The 22,939-nt window shown below is 72.2% G+C and carries 22 protein-coding genes, 1 tRNA gene and 1 pseudogene; 12 read left to right on the plus strand and 12 right to left on the minus strand.

Annotated elements, in window-relative coordinates; all coding sequences use genetic code 11:
* The 3 genes from VGN74_RS06310 to VGN74_RS06320 all read left to right on the plus strand — a co-directional run bounded on the left by VGN74_RS06310 (nucleotide 1) and on the right by VGN74_RS06320 (nucleotide 2,959).
* Nucleotides 1-510 carry a PH domain-containing protein gene (locus VGN74_RS06310; protein WP_327446509.1) on the plus strand — a complete coding sequence of 170 codons (510 nt, stop codon included), beginning with the start codon at nucleotides 1-3 and terminating at the stop codon, nucleotides 508-510.
* Nucleotides 507-2,063 carry a PH domain-containing protein gene (locus tag VGN74_RS06315; RefSeq protein ID WP_327446510.1) on the plus strand — a complete coding sequence of 519 codons (1,557 nt, stop codon included), beginning with the start codon at nucleotides 507-509 and terminating at the stop codon, nucleotides 2,061-2,063. Before VGN74_RS06310 ends, VGN74_RS06315 begins: the two co-directional genes overlap by 4 nt.
* 203 nt (nucleotides 2,064-2,266) lie before the next feature.
* Complete coding sequence (locus tag VGN74_RS06320) at nucleotides 2,267-2,959, plus strand: hypothetical protein (RefSeq protein WP_327446511.1); 693 nt, start codon at nucleotides 2,267-2,269, stop codon at nucleotides 2,957-2,959.
* Between the two features lie 14 nt (nucleotides 2,960-2,973).
* Here the strand turns inward: VGN74_RS06320 and VGN74_RS06325 are convergent.
* Both VGN74_RS06325 and VGN74_RS06330 read right to left on the minus strand, forming a co-directional pair.
* Nucleotides 2,974-3,049: transfer RNA gene (locus VGN74_RS06325), tRNA-Thr, on the minus strand.
* Between the two features lie 46 nt (nucleotides 3,050-3,095).
* Nucleotides 3,096-3,530, minus strand: coding sequence for an HIT family protein (locus VGN74_RS06330; RefSeq protein WP_327446512.1), 435 nt, complete (start codon nucleotides 3,528-3,530; stop codon nucleotides 3,096-3,098).
* A gap of 130 nt (nucleotides 3,531-3,660) precedes the next feature.
* Here VGN74_RS06330 and VGN74_RS06335 point away from each other — a divergent pair, with 130 nt between their 5' ends.
* Entirely contained in the window at nucleotides 3,661-4,185 is a 525-nt protein-coding gene (locus VGN74_RS06335; RefSeq protein WP_327446513.1) for a cytochrome c family protein, read from the plus strand.
* 58 nt (nucleotides 4,186-4,243) lie between these two features.
* Here the strand turns inward: VGN74_RS06335 and VGN74_RS06340 are convergent, their stop codons facing one another.
* The 4 genes from VGN74_RS06340 to VGN74_RS06355 all read right to left on the minus strand — a co-directional run bounded on the left by VGN74_RS06340 (nucleotide 4,244) and on the right by VGN74_RS06355 (nucleotide 10,230).
* Complete coding sequence (locus tag VGN74_RS06340) at nucleotides 4,244-7,462, minus strand: efflux RND transporter permease subunit (RefSeq protein ID WP_327446685.1); 3,219 nt, start codon at nucleotides 7,460-7,462, stop codon at nucleotides 4,244-4,246.
* A complete protein-coding gene (locus VGN74_RS06345; RefSeq protein WP_327446514.1) occupies nucleotides 7,462-8,571 on the minus strand; it encodes an efflux RND transporter periplasmic adaptor subunit in 1,110 nt (369 codons plus the stop codon). Before VGN74_RS06345 ends, VGN74_RS06340 begins: the two co-directional genes overlap by 1 nt.
* Nucleotides 8,572-8,692: 121 nt before the next feature.
* On the minus strand, nucleotides 8,693-9,469 hold the full coding sequence (locus VGN74_RS06350; protein ID WP_327446515.1) for a hypothetical protein: 777 nt from the start codon (nucleotides 9,467-9,469) through the stop codon (nucleotides 8,693-8,695).
* Entirely contained in the window at nucleotides 9,466-10,230 is a 765-nt protein-coding gene (locus tag VGN74_RS06355; protein WP_327446516.1) for a class II aldolase/adducin family protein, read from the minus strand. The genes VGN74_RS06350 and VGN74_RS06355 overlap by 4 nt, the downstream gene beginning before the upstream one ends.
* A gap of 133 nt (nucleotides 10,231-10,363) precedes the next feature.
* Here VGN74_RS06355 and VGN74_RS06360 point away from each other — a divergent pair, with 133 nt between their 5' ends.
* The 3 genes from VGN74_RS06360 (at nucleotide 10,364) to VGN74_RS06370 (ending at nucleotide 12,849) form a co-directional block, all read left to right on the plus strand.
* Nucleotides 10,364-11,479 (plus strand): DUF2336 domain-containing protein, encoded by a 1,116-nt coding sequence (locus tag VGN74_RS06360; protein WP_327446517.1) that lies wholly within the window; start codon nucleotides 10,364-10,366, stop codon nucleotides 11,477-11,479.
* Nucleotides 11,480-11,536: 57 nt separating this feature from the next.
* Nucleotides 11,537-12,307 (plus strand): NAD kinase, encoded by a 771-nt coding sequence (locus VGN74_RS06365; protein WP_414643528.1) that lies wholly within the window; start codon nucleotides 11,537-11,539, stop codon nucleotides 12,305-12,307.
* Between the two features lie 74 nt (nucleotides 12,308-12,381).
* Complete coding sequence (locus tag VGN74_RS06370) at nucleotides 12,382-12,849, plus strand: Hpt domain-containing protein (RefSeq protein ID WP_327446518.1); 468 nt, start codon at nucleotides 12,382-12,384, stop codon at nucleotides 12,847-12,849.
* A gap of 4 nt (nucleotides 12,850-12,853) precedes the next feature.
* Here the strand turns inward: VGN74_RS06370 and VGN74_RS06375 are convergent, their stop codons facing one another.
* Together VGN74_RS06375 and VGN74_RS14590 are read right to left on the minus strand one after the other, a co-directional pair.
* Entirely contained in the window at nucleotides 12,854-13,990 is a 1,137-nt protein-coding gene (locus tag VGN74_RS06375) for a DUF2336 domain-containing protein (protein WP_327446519.1), read from the minus strand.
* A gap of 714 nt (nucleotides 13,991-14,704) precedes the next feature.
* Nucleotides 14,705-14,869, minus strand: a pseudogene (locus tag VGN74_RS14590) (hypothetical protein); the annotation flags it as partial.
* Nucleotides 14,870-14,983: 114 nt separating this feature from the next.
* Between VGN74_RS14590 and VGN74_RS06385 the strand changes: the two are divergent.
* A complete protein-coding gene (locus tag VGN74_RS06385) occupies nucleotides 14,984-15,715 on the plus strand; it encodes a TonB family protein (protein ID WP_327446521.1) in 732 nt (243 codons plus the stop codon).
* A 33-nt stretch (nucleotides 15,716-15,748) separates the two neighbouring features.
* On the opposite strand, the gene VGN74_RS06390 is transcribed toward VGN74_RS06385, so the two are convergent.
* Together VGN74_RS06390 and VGN74_RS06395 are read right to left on the minus strand one after the other, a co-directional pair.
* The gene (locus tag VGN74_RS06390) at nucleotides 15,749-16,903 is read right to left on the minus strand and encodes a hypothetical protein (protein ID WP_327446522.1); all 1,155 of its coding nucleotides are present in this window, start codon (nucleotides 16,901-16,903) and stop codon (nucleotides 15,749-15,751) included.
* Between the two features lie 120 nt (nucleotides 16,904-17,023).
* Nucleotides 17,024-17,464 (minus strand): DUF2214 family protein, encoded by a 441-nt coding sequence (locus tag VGN74_RS06395; RefSeq protein WP_327446523.1) that lies wholly within the window; start codon nucleotides 17,462-17,464, stop codon nucleotides 17,024-17,026.
* Between the two features lie 55 nt (nucleotides 17,465-17,519).
* Between VGN74_RS06395 and crcB the strand changes: the two genes are divergently transcribed.
* From crcB to VGN74_RS06415, 4 genes are read left to right on the plus strand one after another with little or no spacing between them, the layout of a single operon-like run.
* A complete protein-coding gene (crcB, locus tag VGN74_RS06400; protein WP_327446524.1) occupies nucleotides 17,520-17,915 on the plus strand; it encodes a fluoride efflux transporter CrcB in 396 nt (131 codons plus the stop codon).
* Nucleotides 17,912-18,904, plus strand: a complete 993-nt coding sequence (locus VGN74_RS06405; RefSeq protein ID WP_327446525.1) for an RluA family pseudouridine synthase — start codon at nucleotides 17,912-17,914, stop codon at nucleotides 18,902-18,904. Before crcB ends, VGN74_RS06405 begins: the two co-directional genes overlap by 4 nt.
* Nucleotides 18,901-20,355, plus strand: coding sequence for a putative 2OG-Fe(II) oxygenase (locus tag VGN74_RS06410; RefSeq protein ID WP_327446526.1), 1,455 nt, complete (start codon nucleotides 18,901-18,903; stop codon nucleotides 20,353-20,355). The genes VGN74_RS06405 and VGN74_RS06410 overlap by 4 nt, the downstream gene beginning before the upstream one ends.
* Nucleotides 20,352-21,011, plus strand: coding sequence for an HAD-IA family hydrolase (locus VGN74_RS06415; RefSeq protein WP_327446527.1), 660 nt, complete (start codon nucleotides 20,352-20,354; stop codon nucleotides 21,009-21,011). Before VGN74_RS06410 ends, VGN74_RS06415 begins: the two co-directional genes overlap by 4 nt.
* 7 nt (nucleotides 21,012-21,018) lie before the next feature.
* On the opposite strand, the gene purU is transcribed toward VGN74_RS06415, so the two are convergent.
* Entirely contained in the window at nucleotides 21,019-21,870 is an 852-nt protein-coding gene (purU, locus tag VGN74_RS06420) for a formyltetrahydrofolate deformylase (protein WP_327446528.1), read from the minus strand.
* Nucleotides 21,871-21,926: 56 nt separating this feature from the next.
* Nucleotides 21,927-22,928, minus strand: a complete 1,002-nt coding sequence (locus VGN74_RS06425; RefSeq protein ID WP_327446529.1) for an NAD(P)/FAD-dependent oxidoreductase — start codon at nucleotides 22,926-22,928, stop codon at nucleotides 21,927-21,929.
* Nucleotides 22,929-22,939 lie beyond the last annotated feature (11 nt).

The raw sequence follows: 22,939 nt of genomic DNA on the forward strand, positions 1-22,939 counted from the left end.
ATGTCCGCTGACGCTCCGCCGCACCCTTTGGCGCCCCTGCTGCCGCCCCTGCTTCCGCTCGAGCGCGCCTATCTGGGCGTGATGCGCCTGCGCGCGGTGATCCTGTGGACGATCCTGACGCTCCTCGCCGGCGCCGGCGATGCGGCGCTGGTCTGGCGCTTCGGGACCCTGCCCGGACTGGTCACGGGGCCGGTGCTGCTGCTGGGCCTGCTGGCGGTGTTCTGGTTGGCGCCCGGGCGCTGGAACCGCTGGCGCTACGCCTTCACCGGGACGGAGCTGCATGTGGCGCGCGGGTGGCTGTTCCGGCTGCACACGGTCGTGCCGGTCGTGCGGGTGCAGCACATCGACATCAGCCAGGGGCCGCTGGAACGCGGCGCCGGGGTGGCGACCCTGCAGGTCCACACCGCCGGCACCGAGCACAGCCTTGTGGTCCTGCCCGGACTCGCCCTGGCGCGCGCCGGGGAGATCCGCGACGCCATCCGGGCGCAGATCCGGGACACCGCCGGGTGAGCCCCCTCCCCGCGGCGCCGGACGACGCGTCGGCCCCGCCCGTCCCGGCGGTTGAGGGGCCGCGGCGGCTCGATCCGCGCACCCTGCTGCTCTACGGCGTGCGAGGCGTCGGTCCGGCTCTGGCGGTCTCGGCGCCGGCCATCATCAGCCTGTGGCGCGAGGACGACCCGCGCCGCACCCTGATCGGCTTCGCCATCGTCGGCGTTGTGGCCCTCGTCGTCCTGGCGCTGACCGCCCTTTTCACCTGGCTCAGCTGGCGCGCCTTCACCTATGAGGTGCGGCCGGGCGAGGTGGTGATCGCGCGCGGCGTGATCCACCGCTCGCGGCGTTCGATCCCGGTCGAGCGCATCCAGGACGTGTCGATCACCCGGGCCCCGCTGTCGCGGCTGCTGGGCCTTGCCGAGGTGAGGATCGAGACTGGCGGCGCGGATGCGGACGAAGGCCGGTTGAACAGCGTCAGTCTCGCCGAGGCGCACCGACTTCGGGCGGTCCTGCGGGCGCTCGGGGCCACGGCGGCGGTCCACCCGGTCGATGCCGCCGCGCCGGGGCCGGTTGCACCGGTCGAGAGCGGCCACGACGACGAGACGCTCATCTTCCGTCTGGGGATGCCGCGCCTGCTCCTGGCCGGCCTGTTCAGCTTTTCGCTGGTCTGGCTGTTCGCGCCGCTGGGCCTGCTGGAGTACGTCGGACGGGTCTTCGACCTCGACAACGCCCGCTGGGTCGACCTGCTGCGTGACGCGGGCCGCGAGGCGCAGTCGCGCCTGTCGCCCGCCATTGCGCTGGCGGTGGCGGGGACGGTGTTCGCCGCCGGCGTGCTTGCAGGCATGGGGCGCACGGTGCTGACCGACTTTGGCTTCACCCTGACCCGCGCCGACGGACGGCTGCGCACCCGACGCGGCCTGCTGACCCGCAGCGAGGTGGTGGTGGCGGTGCGCCGCATCCAGCTGGGTCTGATCGAGCGCGGCATGCTCAGCGGCCGGCTCGGCTGGCGGGTGCTGCGGGTGCAGACCCTCGGCGGCGGCGGCGAGGCCGGCTCGGGACGGCAGACGCTGGCGCCCTTCGCCCGCATCGCGGAGGTCGCCTCCATCCTGCCCCTGACCGGCCTGCCGGACTGGCAGGACGAGGACCTCCGGCCGGTGTCGCCGCGTCACGCCGTCGGCGGCGTGCTGGAGGCCCTGCCCCTGGCCGCCCTGCTGATCGCCGGCAGCGTCGCCTGGGCCCCGGCGGCCTGGGCCGGTCCGGTTCTGCTTCTGCCCCTGTGGGTGGCGCTCAGGCGGCCGTGGGCGCATCGCTACAGGCTCGCGGCGGAGGCCCTGCAGGTGCGCCGCGGCGTGCTGACCCGGCGCGACTGGATCGTGCCCTGGCATCGGATCCAGTCGGTCACCCTCTGGCGCGGGCCGATTCAGCGCCGTCTCGGACTGGCCACCGTCCGGATCGACACGGCTGGCGCGCCCCAGGGCTTCAGCGGGCCGCACATCCACGACCTTCCCCAGGCGGAGGCGGTCGCGGTCGCCTCCGCCCTGCTGGCCCGGGTGGAGGCGGCGCGCGGCTGAGTTCGGGGCGCGACCGCCATCCTCTCCGCCCCTGCCGCCCCCGCGCGCCTCGTCCGGAGGCCGCGCAATTGTCACGGGGGATTCACATTTCTTGAGGGGCTGCCGCGCGGATGCTACCTGTCGATGTCAGTGGCGCGCCCTGCGCCGCGGTCGTTACGCGGGTCTCCCGAGGCCGGGCCCCCACTTTCAAGAGCGCCTTCGGCATGTCCCTCCGTCCTTCCCTCCCGGCCGCGGCGCCGAACCATGGCGTTCCGGGTCTGGTCCGCGTCGGCGAGAACCTGCAGCGCGGTCTGCCGGCGGTGGCCATCTGCACCTTGGCGCTGGCGGCCGGTCTGGCGCTCGCGGGCCTGTTTCCGGATCAGGCGCTGGCGTGGACCGCCGAGCACGGCCCCGTGGAGACGGTCACGGTCATCGCCTACGCCCTGACGTGCGGGATCGCCCTTCTGGCCTGGCCGCGGGTGGGGGCCGTGGCCGCGCTTGTCGCGCTCCTCGCCCTGCTCATGGCCCTGCGCGAGGTGGATGCCCACGCCGCCTTCACACGCTTCGGCATCTTCAGCTCCCGCCTGTACTTCCGGCCGGATGTGCCGCTGGCGGAGAAACTCGGGGCGGCCGGGGTCGTGCTGGGCCTGGGCTTCCTTCTGGTCGCAGCGATCCGGAGCGCCTGGCCCCGTCTCGTGGCCCAAGGCGGTCGCGTCGGGATCAGCCTTGGCGCCCTGTTCCTGTTCGCGATCCTGCTGAAGCAGATGGATGCCCTGCCGCGCCAGCTGATGGCCCTGGGCGCGCCGCTCTCGCCAGAGGCCCTCGCCCTGTCAAAGGCCGTCGAGGAGACCGGAGAGGCCTTCCTGCCGGTCCTGCTGCTGCTGGCGCTGCGGCAGGCGGCGCGGCGCGCCGGATAAGACCGTCAGAAAGATGGTGCCGGTTGCAGGGCTCGAACCCGCGACCTTCGGTTTACAAAACCGCTGCTCTACCAGCTGAGCTAAACCGGCCAGAGCGCGCTTATGCGGGCGCGGGCCCGAGGGCGCAAGCGCGGGGTCAGAAGGCCGCGGCCAAGCGGGCGGCGATCGGCGAGAGCACCGCCGCATCGGCCATGCCGGCCTCGCCATGACCCGCCATGCGGCGGTCCGCCCAGCGCGGGATGACGTGGAAGTGCAGGTGGAACACCGTCTGCCCCCCGGCAGCGCCATTGAACTGCATGATGCTGACGCCGTCACAGCCCAGCGCCGTCACCGCGGCCCGGGCGGCCTGCTGCGTCACCGCCGTCAACCGGGCCAGAACGTCCGGTTCGACCCCGAGCAAGGTCTGCGCCTGGCTGGTCTTCGAGATCACCAGCATATGCCCCTCGGACTGGGGGAAGACGTCCATGAACACCAGCACGGACTCATCTTCCCAGACCCGCACCGACGGCAACTCCCCGCGCAGGATGCGGGCAAAGACGTTCTGCGGATCATAGGCGGCGTGCAGGCTCATCAGCGGACTCCCTCGAGAACGGCGAGCATAGCGTCGGCGTCGGCGCGGGAAAGGCGCCCATGGCCGCGGGCCGCATTGCGCCGTCTCACCTTCGGCGCCAGACAGGAGCCAGCCTCCCGGAGACCTCCTCATGCGCCCTGCCCTCGCCCCGTCGGTCCTGTCGGTCCTGACGATCGCCGCCGCTGCCGCCTTGACCGGCTGCGGTCAGGCTCCGGCCTCCGACGAGACCGCCGCGTCGGCCCCTGCACCTGCGGCGGCGGCGCGACCGGCCCCTACGCCCGAGGAAAAGCTGGCCATCCTCGCCACCCTGCCAGCGCCCTATGCCGAGGGGGATCTGGAGAACGGCCGGCGCGTCTTCGCCCGTTGCCGCTCCTGCCACACCCTGCCGGAAGGGGCGCCGAACATGACCGGGCCGAACCTGTGGGGCGTGTTCGGTCGACCGGCCGCCTCGCACCCGGACTACAACTATTCCAACGCCCTGAAGGACTCGGGGATCGTATGGGACGCGGCGCAGCTCGACGCCTGGCTGGCCAATCCGCGGACCTTCCTGCCAGGCAACAAGATGAGCTTCGCCGGCATCCCCGACGCCACCGACCGGCGCGACGTGATCGCCTGGCTGAAGGTCGAGACGGGCTATACGCCGCCCGCCGCCTGAGGCTTCCCCCGCCCGCAGCGCTGACGACGCGGCCTGAAGCCGCGCCGTCGGCCGCCGGTTACTCCGCCGCCAGCGGCCGGCTGTCGTTGGCGGTGACCTCCTGGGCCTCCCACTCCTCGATCCGGCGCGCCGTATACTCCGGGGAGCGGGTGAAGCGCGCCAGGGCGCCATAGATCACCGGCACCACGAACAGGGTCAGCAGGGTGGCGAAGATCGCCCCGGCGAAGATCACCACGCCGATGGTCTGGCGGCTGCCGGCCCCCGCCCCCTGCCACAGGGCCAGCGGCAGGGCGCCGAAGGCCGTGGCGATCGAGGTCATGATGATCGGCCGCAGGCGCAGGGCCGAGGCCTCGATGATCGCCTCGCGCACCGACCGTCCCTGGTCGCGCAGCTGGTTGGCGAACTCGACGATCAGGATGCCGTTCTTGGCGGCGACGCCGATGAGGATGATCAGCCCGATCTGCGAATAGATGTTCAGGCTGGACCCGGCCATGACAAGGCCGAACAGGCCGCCGGCCGCGGCCAGCGGCACGGTCAGCATGATCACCGCCGGGGTGATCCAGCTCTCGAACTGGGCCGCCAGCACGAGGAACACCAGCAGCAGCGCCAGGCCGAAGGCTGCAGCGACGGCGCCGCCGGCTTCGCGCTGATCGCGCGCCGTCCCGCCCCACTGAACGTTGACCACGCCCTGCGGCTGCTCCGCCGCCACGCCTTCGAGGAAGGCCACGGCGTCGGTGATGGTCATGCCGGGATTGAGGTCCGCCGACAGGGTGATCGCCCGCTGGCGATCGAGCCGGCGCCGGTCCGGGGTGTCGCCGCTGGTCTGGGTGTTGACCACGGCCGACAGGGGCACGAGGCCGCCGGCGCCGGTGTTGACGTACAGGGCCTCGAGGTCGGCGACATTGCGCCGGTTCTCGCGCCGGGTCTGCAGGATGACGTCGTACTCCTGACCGCCCTTGATATAGGTCGTGGCGCGACGGGAGCCGTAGAGCGTCTCCAGCGTGCGGCCGACCGACTGGGCCGAAACCCCCAGCGCCGCCGCCGTCTCGGGATCAACCTCGACCAGCAGGCGCGGGGCGTTCGGCTCATAGTTCAGGCGGGGCCGTGAAAAGCCCGGGTTGGACAGGGCGGCCGCCATGACCGGCTGGATCCAGGCGTAGATGTCCTCGTACTCGGCCCCCGTCACGATCATCTCGACCGAGTTGGACCCGCCGCCGCCGCCGCGCTGGAAGGCGCCGGGGGTCGAGGCGTTGACCTGGGCGTCCGGCTGGGCCCGCAGGGCCTGGTTCAGCTCCTGGGCGATGCTGGCCGCGTCGCGATCGCGCTCGCTCCAGTCGGCCAGGTTGAGCACGGCGTTGCCGGAATTGAAGCCGCTGCCGCCCCAGCCCGGGGCCGAGATCAGGAAGTTGTCGGCCTCGCCGGATTCCCGGTACGCCGCCAGCAGCGGCTCGATCCCGAGCATGATCTGGCGGGTGTAGTCATAGCCGGCGCCCTCCGGGCCCTGGACCCGGATCTGCACCCGTCCGCGGTCCTCGTCGGGCACGAGGGTGCTGGGCAGGGCCACGAACATGGCCGCGGCGCCGCCCATGATGGCGACCATCAGGACCCCGACCCCGATCACCGCGATGCGGCGGCCCAAAAGCATCTCGAGCGAGGCTTCATAGCTGCGGCGCACCGCGTCCATGGCCCCGTCGATCCGCCGCGCCAGCCAGCCCTCGCCCGAGGCGGGGCGCAGGATTTTGGAGGCCAGCATCGGCGACAGGCTGAGGGCGAGGAAGGCCGAGAAGCCGATCGCCGCGGCGATGGCCACCGCCAGCTCCACGAACAGCCGGCCGGTGTAGCCCGGCAGGAACATCAGCGGCGCGAACACCGACAGCAGCACGATGGTGGTGGCGACCACGGCGAAGAACACCTGCCGCGCCCCCCGCTCCGCGGCCACCAGCGGCGGCTCGCCGTGGTCGATGCGCCGCTGGATGTTCTCGGTGACGACGATGGCGTCGTCGACCACGAGGCCGATGGCGAGCACGAGGGCCAGCAGCGTCAGCAGGTTCAGCGAGAAGCCGAGCGGGGCCAGGATGATGAAGGTCGACAGGATGCAGATCGGCGCGACGATCGACGGGATAAGCGCGGCCCGCAGGGTGCCGAGGAACAGGAAGTTGACCAGCGCCACGAGGGCGAGGGCGATGCCCATGGTCACCCACACCTCGTCGATGGCGTGCTTGGTGAAGACCGAGTTGTCCGTACCGACCTCGAGCTCGACGCCCGCCGGCAGGCTGGGGCGGAGCTCCTCGATCAGGGCGCGGACGCCCTCGGAGATCTGCAGGTCGTTGGACTGGGCCTGCCGGGTGACCGCAAGGCCGATCTGGTCCAGTCCGTTGCCGCGGAAGATGCGTCGGTCCTCCGCCGGTGCCTCCTCGACCCGGGCGATGTCGCCAAGGCGGGTGACATAGGCGGCGTTGCTGAGCAGCGCGCCGCCAGCCCCGCTGGGCAGGGCCTGGATCGCCGCAGAGCCGGTCGTCGCGGTCGGGGCGGCCCCCCGGGCCGTGATCGGCAGCTGGCGGAACTGCTCCGCCGTGGCGTACTGGCGCGCCACGCGCACCGTGTAGTCCTTCTGGGTCGATTCCAGCTGCCCCGCGGGCAGCTCGACGTTCTGGGTCTGCAGGGCGCTCTCGACATCGGTCACCGTCAGGCCACGGGCGGCAAGCTCGTCCGGATTGAGCCAGATGCGCATGGCGTAGCGCTGCTCGCCATAGATCTGGACGTTGGCCACGCCGGGCACCGTCGCCAGCCGGTCGACGATGTAGCGGTCGGCGTAGTCGGTCAGCTCCATGCGGTTCAGGTTCGGCGACCGCAGGAACAGGATCATGATCGGCGCGCCGTCGGAGTCGGCCTTGGCCACCTCCGGCGGATCCGCCTGGTCGGGCAAGGCGCCCAGAACGCGCGAGATGCGGTCCCGTACGTCGTTGGCGGCGTCATCGATGTTGCGATCCAGCGAGAACTCGATGTTCACGCTCGAGCGACCGTCGCGGCTGGTCGAGTTGATGCGCTCGATGCCCTGGATGCCGGCGACCTGCTGCTCGATCGGCTCGGTGATCCGGCTCTCGATCACCTCGGCCGAGGCCCCGGCGTAGCGCGTCGACACGGAGACGATGGGCGGATCGACGTCCGGCAGCTCGCGCACCGGCAGGAAGAAGAAGGCGGCGACGCCGATCACGCACAGGACGATGGCGGCGACCGCCGCAAAGACCGGGCGGCGGACGGAAAGGTCTGAGAGCATCATCCGCGGGCGCCCCGCGGCGCGGCGTCGGCCGTGCGGATGGGCGCGCCCGGCTGGATCCGGTTCAGCCCGGAGCCGACGATGCGATCGCCGACATTGAGCCCCGAGACGATCTCGACATAGCCGTCGGCGACCGCGCCGGTTTCGACCTCGACCCGTTGGGCCACCGAGCCGTCTTCACTGGTCGCGATCCGGTAGACGAAGGCGCCCTGCCCCTCATACTGGACCGCGGCTTCGGGCACCGCAGCGGCCTCGCGCTCGCCCTGGGCCACCGCCACCCGCACGGCCATGCCAGGCCGGATGCGCGCCCCGGGGTTGGGGATCTCCGCGCGCGCCGTCACCGACCGGGTCTGTTCGTTGACGCGCGTGTCGATCAGGGCGATCCGCCCGGTGAAGGGGGCGTCGCCGTAAGCGTCCACCGTGGCCGTCAGCGGGGCCCCGACCCGCAGCACGCCGAGCAGGCGCGCGGGGACCGGGAAATCCACACGGATGACGTCGATGTCGTCGAGCGTGGCGATCACCGCGCCCGGCGCCACATAGGTCCCGGGGGTCACCGTCGACAGCCCCATCATCCCGGCGAACGGCGCGCGAATCACGCGATCGCCGCGCCGGGCCTCCGCCGCGGCCAGCAGGCCGCGGGCGGTTTCCAGCTCGGTGCGATACTGTTCGATCATCTGGGCCGGGGCGAAGCCCCGCTCCCCCAGTTCGCGATAGCGCTCGTACTGCGACTCGGCCTGGGCGACGCGCGCCCGGGCCTGCAGCACCTCGGCCTCCTCCGCGCGCGCCTGCAACTCGAACAGCGGCTCGCCCGCCCGGACGCGCTGGCCATCCCGGAAATGCACCTCGGTGATCAGCTGGCTGGTCGGCGAGGTGATGTTCAGCGAGCGCTGCCCGCGAGCCACGCCGATGACCCGAATCTCGTCCGAGAAGGTGCGGGGCTCCGCCGCCACGTCCGACACGACCTGCGCCCGTCCGCCCGGCCCGCCGGGGCCGCCCGGCCCGCCACGCCCGCCGCCATCGTCGGCGAACGCCAGACGCATGACCACAGCCACCGTCATCAGGCCGACGAGCACGGCCGCCCCGAGGAGCAGGAAATGACGCTTGATCACAATGAGGCCTCCGGTCCGCCGTGGGGCTAGCGCGGGCGCCCCACGGTGACAACACAAAGTAGCTCAAACGCGCACCCGCCCCGTGTCCGTCGCGCGCAAACGCCGCAGTCGTCTGCGGCCCTCAAAAACGACGCCAGAGCCCCACCACGGGGCCTCGTGGCGCGGGCGTGTCGCGCCCTGCGACCGCCTCGCGCCAGCCCAGCTGAACGCTCCAGTCGCCGAACTCCCGGACCACGGAGGTCTCTGCGTTGACCCAGCGCGGCCCGCCGTCCGCCGCGCCGGCATAGACCTGCGACATGAGCAGCCAGTCGCGATGGGGGCGCACGCCGACGGTAAGGTCCATGCGGGTCTCGTCGGCCAGGTCCTCGCGCCCGCGGCGCGCCAGCTGGACCTCGACGAAGCCGCCCTCGGCGGCGAGCGGGTGGAGCGGCCCGGCGACGGCGCCGAAGCTGCGTCCGGCGGCGAGGCGCACCTCCACATCCCGGCCGCCCGCGCCGGGCGCGGCGTAGCCGGCGTTGCGCCCCTCCCCGCCATCGGCCACACCGGCATAGATGGCGACCGCGGCTCGATCCGTCCGCCAGGCCTGCCAGGCGACCCCGACCTCCAGCGGCCCGCGCCCCTCGTAATCGACAAAGGCGTCCCGGCCGGACTGCCAGTCGGTCTTGAGCCGCAGGGTCCAGCGCGGCGCCAGGCCATACTCGGCGAAGACCGACGCGAATCGTTCGGCCCGCGGCGCCGGCAGGCGCACACGAGCCCCGTCAGCGTCGAACCCGCGGTTCGCCTCGACGTCCTCATACTTGATGATGACCTGCCCCTTGCCGGCCGGCTGGGTCCAGGCGCCCCCGTGGCAGGGCGTCGCGGCCGCCGCCAGCACGAGGGCGGCGGCCGCGGCTCTCACGCGTCGTATCCGGGCGAGCGGCGGTCCAGCTGGCGCAGGGCCCCGGGCCAGGCGAGCCCGGCGACGAAGCTGATCGCCTTGCCCTGTTCGCGCGTCTCCGCCTGAGCCTCGTCCGGCGCATCGAGCGCGTGCTCCCGCCCGCCCGACAGGGCCGCGACCTGCTGCCGGCACGCCCGCTCGAGAAACCAGATGCCGATCCACGCCTCCGCCGCTGTGCGGCCGACGGCCAGGGTGCCGTGGTTGCGAAGGAGCATCAGCGGCTTGTCCCCGAGGTCGGCGACCAGCCTTTCGCGCTCGTCGTGGTTCAGGGCCAGCCCCTCATAGCCGTGGTAGGCGACCTGATCGCGGATCAGGCAGGCGTTCTGGCTCAAGGGCAGCAGGCCATGCGCCTGGGCCGCCACGCCGACGCCGGCGTCCGTGTGCAGATGGATGACGAAATGGGCGTCGTCCCGCGCCGCATGCACCGCCGAGTGAATGGTGAACCCGGCCGGATTGATGAAGTGCGGCGTCTCCTGAACGACGTTACCCTCCAGATCGACCTTGACGAGGCAGGAGGCCGTCATCTCCTCGAAGTAGAAGCCGTACGGATTGATCAGGAAGTGCTTTTCCGGCCCGGGGACGCGCGCGGAAATGTGCGTGAAGATCATGTCGTCCCAGCCGTGCAGAGCGACCAGACGGTACAGGGCGGCGAGATCGACCCGGGTCGCCCACTCGGCTTCCGAGACGCGCGACTTGAGGGATGCGGCGGCGCCGTCTGCCATGACTTCCTCCGGGACTGTTGTTCTGCCGGCGAAAGCTCCTCCTGCGCGCCGTTTCCGTCAAGTCGCCCAAGTTAACGCCGCCTTCACCCTGGCGGGTCCATATGTCCACAGGCAAGCTGCACCGGAGCCCCCATTGGCCGCCGCGTTTCACCTCCCTACCGGCGCTGAGCCAGGCAATGGCCTGGACCTGCTGGATCTCGCGCGCAGCCGCGAACCGGGGGACCGGGAGCGCCTGCTGCTCGGCCTCACGAGCCTGTGTCGCGCCAGCCCCGACGCCGCCGCAGCCCAGTCCAGCCTGCTGTCCGAAGTGTTCGTCACCCTCGTCCGGCAGGCCGAACGGGACATCCGTCGCGCGCTGGCCAGGGACCTCGCGTCCGCAGACTGGGCCCCGGTGGCCCTGGTCAACATGCTGGCGCTGGACGAGATCGACATCGCGCGTCCGATCATCGCGTCGAGCCCGCTGCTGAGCGAGGAGCAACTGCTCCACATCCTGATCACGGCGACGCTCGAGCACCAGATCGAGATCGCCCGGCGGCCGTCCATCAGCGGGCGCATCGCCGACGTCATCATCGAGGACGATGAGCCGGCCGTGATGACGGCGCTCGCCTCCAATCCGACGGCCGAGATCAGCGAGGCCGGCCTCGCGCGCCTTGTGGAAAAATCCCGTCGCGTCGCGGCCCTGCGTGCGCCCCTCGTGCGCCATCCGCGGCTGTCCACAGACCTTGCCGGCGAGCTCTACGGCTGGGTCGGCGCGGCGCTGCGTCAGGCCATCGGCGAACGTTTCAGCGTCGATACCGACCGGATCGGCGCAGCCATCGATGCGGCCACCCGCGAGGCGCTTGCGCCCGCCCCCGAGGAACCGGCCCTCAGCGCCGCCCAGCGCGAGGAGATGGATCGCCGGCTCGTCGACAAGCTGCTGCAGAGCGGCCAGTTGCGCCCCGGCTACGCCATCCGCGCCCTGCGCGACCAGAACCTGTCGCTGTTCGAGCACGCCATGGCGGCGCTCGCTGACGTCACCCTGGCCCAGGTTCGCTCCGCTGTCCGCGCCGAGACGCCGGAGCCGCTCGCCCTGGCCTGCACGGCCGCGGGCATTGATCGCGCCGTCCTCCCGGCCCTGCTTGAGGCCCTGCGGCCGCTGACCGGCGGCTTCCCGGCCGGCGAGCTCCCGCCGACCCCCAGCGTGCTGCCGTCCCCGGAGCAGGCGCGTCGCCGCTTCAAGGCCGGCTTCGGGCACAACCTGCGGGTCTGACGCCCATTTCCGACCTGCGGGTTTGACAGCCGGCCGCGGCTCGGCTCGATTGCCGCCGTGACCGCCCCCCTCCGCCTCGCCTTCAGCGCCAGCGACCGTCCCGAGGCCCTTGAGGCGCTCGCTCGCCTGTCGTCGCTCTACCCCTCGGTGCCGATCGCCGAGGCCGATGTCATCGTCGCGCTCGGGGGCGATGGCTTCATGCTGGAGACCCTGCACCGCACCCTTGATCGTCCGGCGGCCGTCTACGGCATGAACCGCGGGTCGGTCGGCTTCCTGATGAATGACTACGCCGAGGAGGACCTGCCCGAGCGGATCGCCGCGGCCGGCCGCGCCCGCATCCACCCGCTGCAGATGGACGCGTGGTCGGGCGAGGCGGATCTCACCTCGGCCCTCGCCATCAACGAGGTGTCGCTGCTCCGGCAGACACGGCAGAGCGCCAAGCTACGCATTCTGGTCGACGGGCAGGTTCGTCTGGACGAGCTGAGCTGCGATGGCTGCATGCTGGCCACCCCGGCCGGCTCGACAGCCTACAATCTGTCGGCCCATGGCCCGATCATCCCGCTTGATGGTCAGGTGCTGGCGCTCACCCCGATCAGCGCCTTTCGTCCCCGCCGCTGGCGCGGTGCGCTGCTGTCGCATCGGGCGCGCGTGCGCTTCGAGGTGCTTGAAGCGGACAAGCGCCCGGTCAGCGCCGTGGCCGACAGCGTCGAGGTCCGTGGCGTCACTGCCGTGGAGGTGCACGAGCGCCGGGACATCGCCCTGACCATGCTGTTCGACGCCGGGCGCTCGTTCGAGGAACGTGTACTGGCGGAACAGTTCACAGCGTAACGTCGCGGTGAAACGCTTTCTTTAGGGGGCGCGAGGCACCCTGCAAGCCTCGGAGTATTGCAAGGAGTGCGTACGTGACCTCCCCCGTCCAGGTGATCCAGCCGCCGAACCCCCTGCGCGCCAAGCTCGGAGGCGGTATTGGCGCGGACGCTATCGCCAGGGCCGAGGAAGCGCTGCAGGCCATGTCGGCCCAGTTCGATACCTGGCTGCAGGACGAGATGGACAAGCTGGAAGCGGCTCGCGCCGCCATCCAGGCCGAGGGGTACACGGCGGCGACCGCCGAAGGCCTGTATTTCCGCGCCCACGATCTCAAGGGGCTGGGGACGACCTACCAGTATCCCCTCGTCACCCGTCTCGCCGGCTCGCTCTGCCGCCTGCTGGACAAGCCGGATCAGCGCATGGCGGCGCCGATGCCGCTCGTGGACGCCCACGTCGAGGCCATCCGCGCCGTGGTCCGGGACAAGATCAAGACGGACGAACATCCGGTCGGCCGCGCCCTGGCCGAAGAGCTCGAGCGCCGGGTCGCCGACCTCGGCGCCTGACGCGTCAGGCGGCGCTGCGGCGCGCCGCCGCCGGCTCGACCCGATCCAGCCGTTCCATGAGATAGGCCAGGTCCTCCCGCGAGGCATGCGGACGCTGGGTCAGGAACCGCTCCAGCATGCGCTGCTGGAAGGTGGCCGGATCGTAGGGCGCGCCCTCGGCCTGGAGACCGCGCCAGGTGTCCACTCCCGACCGGAAGGCCGGGAACAGACGCGGCGGCAGACCCGCGCGATCGTAAAGCGCCCGAAGGCCCAGCGGGCCGGCGTCATGCACCATCAGCCAGGCCCGGTGATGCGGCGTCCCCGCCAGCACGGCGAGGCCATGCTCGACAAAGGGCATCACGCCCGTGGCGAGGGCGCGGAGCAGCAGGGAGGCGTTGAGCGCCCCGCGGGCCTGCAGTCGGGTGGCGAACTCGGCGAGATCCTCGGCCGTCCGGGCCTGGTCCAGCAGATCCACCGTCGCCCGCTCGCGCGCGTCCCCGGCCAGGCGGATCACCGTTTCCGGCGCGACCGCATGGCGTGAGATCAGGTGCTCGCGCACCTGGGCGCTGACCAGGCCGATCAGACGCTCGCTGATGTCCAGTGGCAGGGCGGCGCGATAGGCCAGCGCCGTGGCGACCTCCGGCGAGCCGCCGAAGCGGTCGAGCATCGCGCCCATGGAGATGGGCGCGATGTCGGCATTGTCATTGGCGGCGAGGGTGCGGACAGCCGGCTCGCCGGCCTCGAAGGCGATGACTTCCGACACCTGGCGCGAGACCCGAGGGCGCGCCGCGATCGCCACCTGGCGCACGACGGAGCCGGCGCGCACGATCTCGATCAGGTCCTCGTCGGTGAACACCGGCGACCCCTCGAGCAGCGGAAGGGCGACGCTGTCCACATCAGCCGCCAGACGCCGGGCCACATCGCGCGGCAACAGGGTCGAGTTCTTCAGGGTCACCGCCATGGCCCGACGCACCATCTCGGCGGCGTCTCCGGCCATCAGCCGCAGGATGTCCTGCGCCGCTTCGCGCTCCTCGGCGCTCAGCGTCGCCGTCTCCATCGTCCGGCACAGCTTGTGCGCCGCCGTAGCGCGATCATCCTCATCCGTCGCCTTGACCAGGCGGCGGATGTCCGTGTCGGTGAGCTTCGAGCGGTAGTCGATCATGCGGCCCGGTCCTGCAGCGAGGCCGTCACGCTGGCATGGTCAACCTTAACGGCGCGTTCACTACGCCCGGTCCGGGTTCCCGAAGGCCTTCCGCCAGGCGTCGCCGGCGCCCTCCCCGTCCCGATCCATGAGCAGGCCCAGCAGCGCCTGGTCCTGGCGGATCCGGTCCAGCCGCGCCGCCAGGGCCTGGTCCTGCGGGCTTAGCGCCGGCGCAGCCGGTGACGGTCCATCGCCGGCGCCCGCGGCCGGGGCCCCGGAGCCCGCCAGACGTCCGAGGTTGGCGCTGAGCTCGCTGACGGTGATCGGCCGACCGTCGCGGTAAAAAATGCTACGGTTGGCGGCCGCGGCCTCGGGAAACAGGGCGACGGCGCTGACGCCCGGGCGGCTGGCCATCGCCTCCATCATCCGGGCGGCGCCGGCGGCGCCCAGGAAGTGGGCGGCGTAGAGGTCGCCGGCGCCCGGTTCCTGGCCGGTCCGGCCCCGCAGATAGGCGGCGTTCTGGGCGGTGAACTCGGCCGCCATGACCGAGGCGGCATGAGGATCGAGCCGTAGATCAAGGATGACGTTGCGGGCCGCGCCGCTGACGCGCCAGCGCCCGTCGGCGCCCTGGTGGATGAGGTCGGCATACTGGCCGTAGCCGTGCTTGGGCCCATGCTGCTTCAGCGTCGCCAGCCAGGTCTGCTCGATGAACTGGAACAGGCCCGCGGCGCTGGAGGTGCGGGCGCGGGCCGCCGGGTTCATGCTGCTTTCGCGGCGCGCGGTGCGAATCAGGAAGTCGGAATCGACGCCGGTCGCGCCGGCGGCACGCCGGATCGCTGCCTCCACGCCGCCCGAGCCATTGACCGCGCTGATCGTCATGACAGCAGGCTCGGTAATCATGGTTAACAAATCCTTGCCGATCTTCCGCAGGGGAAGCTGCCGCAATCCCGCCGCAACTGAAGCGCGCACTGACCTCACCGCCGGTCAGCGGCGGACAACCGGAGGAGACGCGCCATGATGATCCGCACTGCCGGCGGACCGGGCCTGATCAGCCCCATCGACCATGCCGAGCGCCGCAAGCCCCTGCCCCGATGGGTTCTGCTCGCCATCGCCGGATCCGTTCTCGCCCACGGCGCCCTGGGCGTCGTGCTCTATACCCAGAGGTTCAGCCTGCCGACGCCCCTGCCGGCCCCGCCGGAGCCGGACGCCACGATTGTCACCCTGTCCCGCCCGGTCCCGCCGCCCCTGCCGACCCCCACACCGGCGGCGCCGACGGCCAGCGTGCGTCTCAATCCCACACCGGTCCCGGCCACCCCGACCGAAAGCCTTGCAGTCATGCCGGTGGATGTCGCGCCGTCGGCCGGTCCCGTCGTCACGCTCGCCCCGGTCACGGTCCCGCCCTCGGCGTCCGGAACGGGCCCGGCCACAAGCCCCCCGGCCGCTGCCCCGGTGATCGCCAATCCAGACTGGCGACGGAGACCGACGGCGGACCAGCTGGCGCGCGCCTACCCCGAGAACGCGCTCGCCCGCGGTGTCAGCGGCGCGGCGACGCTGACCTGCGCCGTCACCGCCAGCGGGACCGTCACCGGGTGTCGCGTCACGGCCGAAACTCCCACCGGACAGGGCTTCGGGCGGGCCGCAGAGCGTCTTGCCCGCTACTTCGTCATGAACCCCCGCACGGTGGACGGCGCGCCGGTGGAGGGCGCCCAGGTCTCGATCCCGATCCGCTTCAACGCCCCGGAGTGAGAGGCGGCCGACGCGGGACCATCAGGTCCCGCGTCAACGCCCGCGGGTCAGCGCCCGGTACTCGACCAGCCGCTCCTTGTCGCGGCGGACCTGGTCAGCCACAGCGTTGTCCACGTCGAGCGAGGCGTAGCGGACCCAGCCCTCGACCCCCAGCTTCTCCTGAATGGCCTCGGTCGGCGTGCGCCAGCGCACATACGACAGCCAGCTGACCGCGACGGCGAGCCCGAGCGCCAGCAGCTGCAGCCCGCGGAACGCCAGGGCGCCTTCGGGGGCGGGCCAGAACGCAAAGGCCGCCAGCCAGACGAGGAACACCAGCGGGGTCAGGAAACGCGCCGCCCAGATGCTCCAGTAGCGTTCACGCCGGACCCGCCACAGCTCCATCTGGACGTACTTCTCGAGGTATTCCATGCGCGCGCCGATCCACATGGTCAGGCGCGTCAGATAGAGGGCGCGTCGGCCCCAGCCCTTGCCGTCCATCTGGAACTGGGTCTCGGCCTGGTCGGCCATGGCCCGCGCCGAGGTGAACAGGTTCTGCAGCTCGCGCGTACGCTGCACGATCTCGCGCGACAGCTCGTAGGAATCGTTCTCCAGCCGGAAGCGGTACTGGATGAACAGGATCGCCTGCACCGCCCACCAGGCGCCGAAGGCCGCGGCCATGCCGGCGATCGCGAGGGCCAGGCCAAGCGGCGGCGACCCCGTCCAGGCGGCGAACCAGCCCGGCCCCAGCACCGCCAGCGCGGCGAAGGCGATCATGGCCAGGCCCTGGTTCATGCGCTTGACCCAGATGTGCACCATCAGGGCCCGGAACACCCGACGGCCATAGCTGTGGATGTTGGACCGCAGGTCGCCGTCGATCGGGAAACGCTCCTCGATCTGACGCGCGAACAGCACGTGGAAGCGGTCCGGCTTCCTGCCCGTCTCCCAGAAGGGGAAAATGTCCAGCGGCTGGTTGAAGTACTCGTCGATATGGGCCGACACCATGGCTTCCGCCGCCGGATCGGTATCGAAGTACTCGCTCTCCTGGATCGGGTGCAGGATGCCGTCAGGCCCGCGCCGCACCGGATCCACAGGGCGGACCGGCGGCGCCGCGCGATCGGCGACGTCCGCTGCACCCGGCGGCGGTGCGCCTGCAGAAGGCGGAATGCCGGCCGTTTCGTTTCCGGCCCCCGACTGCTGTTCCTCGGACATGTCCCGGCCCCCGATTGGCGATGCGCAACTCTAGGCGGAACGCCCGCTTCACCGCACCGCGTTCGCCCGCTGCGCGAAGCTATCGCCATTAACCGGCCCCGTGGGCAAGTGAAGTTTCGGTCAGAACGGCCAGCGGGCCATGGCCGCGGCGAAGCTGATCAGCGGCGCCAGCAGCGCGAGTTCGATCAGCGTCCAGCGGCGGACGGCGGCCATCTGGCCCGCAGGCGGGGTCCAGGCGGCGTCCGCCCGTGCGGCCCGGCGCCACCTCAGAAAGGTCAGGGTCGGCGGGAGCGACGCGAGGCCGATCAGCAGGAAGGTCGCGATCTTGGCCCAGAAGAACGGATTGGCCTCATAGAAGGCCCACCCCTTGCCGCCCCACACGACGCGCGCCGCGCCCACCAGCAGGACCAGCACCGAGAGCGCCCCGTACATGGCGTCCAGCCGCGCCAGCCGGGCCACGTCCGGCCGATCCGCCCTGAGAAGCAGTCGCTCGCCGAACAGGGTCGCCGCGAGGCTGAACACCAGCAGGTGGTGGGCGATGGCCAGCGCCATATCCGGCATGACGAGCTCCTCGCGCCGGCTTCGCCCCGACGCAGACAGGGTGTATGGGCCCATCATGACACGACTTCTCCTCGTCGCCAGCGGCGGCGCCCTCGGCGCCCTCATGCGCTATGGCGTCGGCGCCGCGGCCGCGCGCTGGTGGCCCGGCGCGGCCTGGCCGTGGGCCACTTTCAGCGTCAACATCGCGGGCGGCCTGGCCATGGGGCTGCTGGCCGGCTGGCTGGCGCTGCGCGGCGGGCTCGGGCAGGACGCGATCCGCCTGTTCGCCGCCGTCGGCCTGCTCGGCGGCTTCACCACCTTCTCGGCCTTTTCGCTTGAGGCGGCCCTTCTGATCGAGCGACGGCAGACCGGCCTCGCCCTCGCCTATGTCGCGGCCTCCGCCCTGCTGGCGATCGCCGCCGTCTTCGCCGGGCTCTGGCTGGCGCGACGCGCCTTCGGAGGCCTCGCATGAGCCGGGAAGTGAAAACCCTGTACGTCGCCGAGGCCGAAGATGGCATCCGGCTGGATCGCTGGTTCAAGCGGCGCTGGCCGCAGCTGAGCCACATCCAGGTGCAGAAGCTGGCCCGCTCCGGCCAGATCCGCGTCGACGGGGCCCGGGTCAAGCCCGAGGCGCGGCTCACCGCCGGCGCGGCCGTGCGGGTCCCGCCCCTCCCCGACGCTCCGGCCGAGGGCGAGCGCCGCACGCCGGAGCTCAGCGACCGGGACGCCGCCTACGCCCGCTCCCTGGTGCTGCATGAGGACGAGCTGGTCATCGCCCTGAACAAGCCCGCCGGCCTGGCGGTGCAGGGCGGCACCAAGACCACGAAGCACGTGGATCGCCTGCTCTCGGCCTGGGGCGAAGGGCTGGAGCGTCCCCGCCTGGTCCACCGTCTCGACCGCGACACCTCCGGCGTCCTGCTGCTCGGCAAGGGACCGGAGGCGGCCAAGCGACTGGCGGGCGCCTTCGCCCGGCGGCAGGCGAAGAAGACCTACTGGGCCATCGTCGCCGGCAATCCGAAGCCGCCGCAGGGCATTATCGACCAGCCGCTGAAGAAGACCGGGGTCAATGACTACGAGATGATGCGCTTCGCCGACGCGGGCGATCCGCGGGCGGAGAGCGCCGAGACCGCCTACGCCACCGTCTCGCGCGCGGCGCACCGGGCGGCGTGGATGGCCCTGCGCCCCTTCACCGGCCGCACCCATCAGCTGCGCGCCCACATGGCCGGCATCGGCCACCCGATCCTTGGCGACCCCAAGTACGGCACGCCCGAGACCGCCGAGCTGTCGGGCCCGCTGAAGCTGCAGCTGCACGCCCGCCGCATCGAGCTGGACCACCCCGGCGGTGGCCGGCTGATCGTGGAGGCCCCGATCTCGCCGGAGATGAAGGCCGGCTTCGACCGCTTCGGCTTCGCCCTCGACGAGGCCGAGGGCGATCCCTTCGCCGAGCTGCGACGGCGATGACGCCCCAGGCGGTCCGGGCCCTGCTGGCGCGCGGCGACACCGCGGCGGCCCTCGCCGCCAGCACGGCTGGCGTCGCCGGACCGGACAGAGCCGCCTGGCTGATGCTGCACGCCGAGGTCTTGCGTGCTGCGGGACGCGACCTCGAGGCCGAGCCGGTGCTGCGCCGGGCGATCGCGGCCTCGCCCGAGAGCCCCGTGCGTCGGCACAATCTCGCCGCCCTGCTCGGCGACCTCGGACGCGACGCGGAGGCCGAGACCGAGGCGCGCACGGCGCTGGCGGCCGGCGGCGACGCCCCCGAGACCTGGCTGGTGCTGGCCCGGGCGCTGCAGGGCCAGAACCGCTTCGACGAGGCGGACGCCGCCTATGGCGAGGCGATCCGGCGACGCCCGGACTATCTGCCGGCCCTGCAGGAGCGGGCCCAGCTGGTCTGGATGCGGACCGGCCAGCTGGCCCCGGCGCTGGCGGTCACGCACCATCTGCCCGAGGCGGCTGCGACCCGGCGCCTCGTGGAGGCGGCGCTCTACGAGGCGGCCGGTGACCCGGACAGCGCCTTCGCCGCCTGTCGGCGCGGCCCGCTGGACGCCGCCCTGACGGTGCGCAGCGTCGGCCTCGGCACGCGGGTCGACCCGACCGCCGCCCTCCGGCTGGCCGAAGAGGCGCTGCGCGCCTTCGGTCCGCAGCGCCCCGTGCTGCTCGCCCTCGCCGAGGCGCGGCTGGCGACGGGAGACGCGGCCGGGGCCGAAGCGCCGGTGGCCGAAGCGCTCGATCAGGACCCGGCCGACCAGTACGCCCTGGCCCTGCTCACTACCATCTGGCGGCTGCGCGGCGACCCGCGCTACGCCGCCCTGCACGACCATGAAGGCCTGGTCTCGACCCGGACGCTCGACACGCCGCCTGGCTGGGCCACGCTGGACGCCTATCTGGATGACCTCGCCGCCGCGCTCGGCCGCATCCACGCCTTCGACGCCCACCCGCTGAACCAGTCGGTGAGGGGCGGATCCCAGGCCAGCGTCCGGCTGGAGAGCCATCCCGATCCCGCCGTCAGGGCCTTCTTCGCCGCCATCGACGGCCCGATCCGGCGGCATGTCGCTATGACGGGGCCAGGCGACGACCCCTTCCGTCGCCGGCACACGGGCGACTATCGCCTGGCCGGCCTGTGGAGCGTGCGGCTGACGGCCGGCGGCAGCCATGTCGACCACGTCCACCCGCGCGGCTGGATCTCTTCGGCCTGCTACATCGACCTGCCCGAGGCGGTCGCCGGCGACGATCGCCAGGGCTGGCTGCGTTTCGGCCGCTCCCCCGTGGTCACGGGCCAAGACCTGCCGCCCGAGCGCTGGGTGCAGCCACAACGCGGGCTGCTGGCCCTGTTCCCCTCCTACATGTGGCACGGCGTGCAGCCCTTCTCCGAAGGCGTGCGCCTGACCATCGCCTTCGACGTCGTGCCCGCATGAGACCGCTGGCGGTGTTCGACATCGACGGCACCCTGGTGGACAGCCGCGCCTCGATCTTCCAGGCGGCGACCGAGGCGGCGCGGGCCGTCGGCCTGCCGGACCCGCCCTACGACCGGGTGCGCCAGATCGTCGGCCTGTCGCTGCACGAAGCGCTGCGGACGCTGGAGCCGGACCTGACCGACGCCGAGCTGGCGGAGTTCGTCACCGCCTTCCAGACCAGCTTCCGCCTGATGCACGAGGCCGGCTACGAGGAGCCGCTGTATCCGGGGGCGACGGAGCTGCTGCAGCGGCTGCACCGCGATGGCTGGCGGCTGGCCCTGGCCACCGGCCAGAGCCGCCGCGGCCTCGCCCGCAACCTCGCCCGCACCGGCTGGGCCGAGATGTTTATCTCCGCCCACTGCGCCGAGGACGGCCCGGGCAAGCCCGACCCGGCCATGCTGCTGGCGGCGATGCACGCCTGCGACGCCCGTCCCGAACAGACCGGCATGATCGGCGACACCGGCCACGACATCCGCATGGCGCTGGCGGCCGGAGCTGCGCCCCTCGGCGTCGCCTGGGGCTTCCACACGCCGGACGAAATTCTCGCCGCCGGGGCTCGCTCGGTAGCGCAAGACTTCGCCGAGCTGGAGGCCGTGCTCGCCGCCTTCGCGGCCTGAGCCCGCCTCAGTCCCGGAACACCACGGTCGTCGCGCCGTTCAGCAGCACCCGCTGGTCGAGGTGGTAGCGCACGGCCCGGGCCAGAACGCGCTGCTCGATGTCGCGCCCCTTGCGGACGAGGGTGTCCGGCGTGTCCGCGTGGGTGATGTGCTCGACGTCCTGGGCGATGATCGGCCCCTCGTCGAGATCGGCGGTGACATAGTGGGCCGTGGCGCCGATGATCTTCACGCCTCGGGCGTGGGCCTGGTGGTAGGGGCGCGCGCCCTTGAAGCTGGGCAGGAAGCTGTGATGGATGTTGATGCAGCGGCCCTCGAGGTGCGCCGCCAGATCGTCCGACAGGATCTGCATGTAGCGCGCCAGCACCACCAGCTCGGCCCCTGTCTCCGCCACCAGCGCCTTGATCTGCGCCTCCTGCGCCGCCTTCGTTTCCGGCGTTACGGGCAGGTGATGGAAGGGGATCTTGCCGAAGTCCTGCACCGCCAGCCGCTCGGCCGGATGGTTCGAGACGATGCCGACGATGTCCATGTTCAGCTCGCCGACGCGGCTGCGGTACAGCAGATCGCCGAGGCAGTGGTCGAAACGCGAAGTCAGGATCAGCACCCGCATCCGGTCAGCCACGGCGCGCAGCCGGCCGTCCATGCCCAGCTCGGCGCACAGGGCCTTCACGGCGGCCTCGAGCGTCGCCGGCGCCGCGCCCGTCTCGAAGGCGATGCGCATGAAGAAGCGGCCGAACTCGAGGTCGTTGAACTGCTGGGCGTCGAGGATGTTGGCCTCGAGCTTGAGCAGATCGCCGGCGACGCGGGCGACGAGGCCGGGCCGGTCCGCGCAGGACAGGGTCAGGATGTAGCTGGGATTCATGGTCACGCTTCCGGGGAGGAGCGCCTTCTCTGACGATCCCGGCGAACGCCGTCCAGTCAGAACCGCGCCGGATCGAACGCGGCGGCGTCGTCCGGCAGGGGCCGCCCCTGCACGGCCGCGGTCAGGATCTCCGCGGCCAGAGGCGCGAGCAGCCAGCCATTGCGGCGGGGCGCGAGCGCCAGAAACAGCCCCGGTGCGCCCGCTCCGCCGACCAGCGGCAGGCCATCCGGGCTGGCGCCGCGGAGGCCCACATCGATGCGGGCCACCTGCGCCAGATCACCGAACGCCGCGCGCGCCGTGGCGATCAGGGGCGCAAGCGCCTCCGGCTCAGGGGTCAGGTCGCGCCGTCCGGCTTCCATGGTGGCGCCCAGGCGGTCCCCTCCGGCGCCTGGGGCGACATAGACCCCCGGCGCGCGCCGCACCGGGCCGTCGCCGGTTTGCCCCAGTCGGGCGATCTGGCCGCGGATCGGCGTGATGACGGCCAGACGCGCGGCGACCTCGGCCGGCAGCCCCGGCAGGGCCGGCGCGACCCCGGTGGCGAGGATCAGCCCCTCGCCCGAGAGCGCGCTCCCGCGCGCCAGGGTCACAGTCCAGCCCCCGTCCGCCCGGCTCACGGAGGTCGCCCGATCCTCGATCCGGGTGGCGCCGTCAGCCAGCCGGTCCAGCGCCGGGCCGGCCTCGATACGCCAGTCCTCGTCAGTGCTCAGCTGTTCCCCGGACGCCTCGGCGGCAAAGCCCAGGCCCTGCAGCTGCGCGGCCCGGGCAGCGGCGTCCGGGCTGACCCACACCGTCGTCGTGCGCTGAAGCGCCAGACCGTGGCGCGCCGCAAAGGCCGGCCACAGGTCGCGCGCGCGGCGCAGCAGGGCCGCATGAGGCCGGGCCACCGGGTCCAGCAGGCTCTCCATCGCCGGCGCGATCATGCCCGCGGCCACGCGCGAGGCGTTGACCCCGCCGTCATCAATCACCGTGACCGCATGACCCGCCACGGCGAGGTCTGCGGCCGCGGCGAGGCCGAGGACGCCGCCCCCCACGACGATGACGCTGGATCGGGTCGACACGCCCCGCTCTT

The sequence above is a fragment of the Brevundimonas sp. genome (assembly GCF_035998205.1).
GTDB lineage: Bacteria > Pseudomonadota > Alphaproteobacteria > Caulobacterales > Caulobacteraceae > Brevundimonas.

What these genes read in the sequence shown, in the direction of transcription:
- VGN74_RS06310 (WP_327446509.1), top strand. Translation starts at nt 1, where the DNA reads ATGTCCGCTGACGCTCCGCCGCACCCTTTGGCGCCCCTGCTGCCGCCC.
- VGN74_RS06320 (WP_327446511.1), top strand. Translation starts at nt 2,267, where the DNA reads ATGTCCCTCCGTCCTTCCCTCCCGGCCGCGGCGCCGAACCATGGCGTT.
- VGN74_RS06330 (WP_327446512.1), bottom strand. Translation starts at nt 3,530, where the DNA reads ATGAGCCTGCACGCCGCCTATGATCCGCAGAACGTCTTTGCCCGCATC.
- VGN74_RS06335 (WP_327446513.1), top strand. Translation starts at nt 3,661, where the DNA reads ATGCGCCCTGCCCTCGCCCCGTCGGTCCTGTCGGTCCTGACGATCGCC.
- VGN74_RS06340 (WP_327446685.1), bottom strand. Translation starts at nt 7,462, where the DNA reads ATGCTCTCAGACCTTTCCGTCCGCCGCCCGGTCTTTGCGGCGGTCGCC.
- VGN74_RS06355 (WP_327446516.1), bottom strand. Translation starts at nt 10,230, where the DNA reads ATGGCAGACGGCGCCGCCGCATCCCTCAAGTCGCGCGTCTCGGAAGCC.
- VGN74_RS06375 (WP_327446519.1), bottom strand. Translation starts at nt 13,990, where the DNA reads ATGATCGACTACCGCTCGAAGCTCACCGACACGGACATCCGCCGCCTG.
- VGN74_RS06385 (WP_327446521.1), top strand. Translation starts at nt 14,984, where the DNA reads ATGATGATCCGCACTGCCGGCGGACCGGGCCTGATCAGCCCCATCGAC.
- VGN74_RS06390 (WP_327446522.1), bottom strand. Translation starts at nt 16,903, where the DNA reads ATGTCCGAGGAACAGCAGTCGGGGGCCGGAAACGAAACGGCCGGCATT.
- VGN74_RS06395 (WP_327446523.1), bottom strand. Translation starts at nt 17,464, where the DNA reads ATGCCGGATATGGCGCTGGCCATCGCCCACCACCTGCTGGTGTTCAGC.
- crcB (WP_327446524.1), top strand. Translation starts at nt 17,520, where the DNA reads ATGACACGACTTCTCCTCGTCGCCAGCGGCGGCGCCCTCGGCGCCCTC.
- VGN74_RS06405 (WP_327446525.1), top strand. Translation starts at nt 17,912, where the DNA reads ATGAGCCGGGAAGTGAAAACCCTGTACGTCGCCGAGGCCGAAGATGGC.
- VGN74_RS06410 (WP_327446526.1), top strand. Translation starts at nt 18,901, where the DNA reads ATGACGCCCCAGGCGGTCCGGGCCCTGCTGGCGCGCGGCGACACCGCG.
- VGN74_RS06415 (WP_327446527.1), top strand. Translation starts at nt 20,352, where the DNA reads ATGAGACCGCTGGCGGTGTTCGACATCGACGGCACCCTGGTGGACAGC.
- purU (WP_327446528.1), bottom strand. Translation starts at nt 21,870, where the DNA reads ATGAATCCCAGCTACATCCTGACCCTGTCCTGCGCGGACCGGCCCGGC.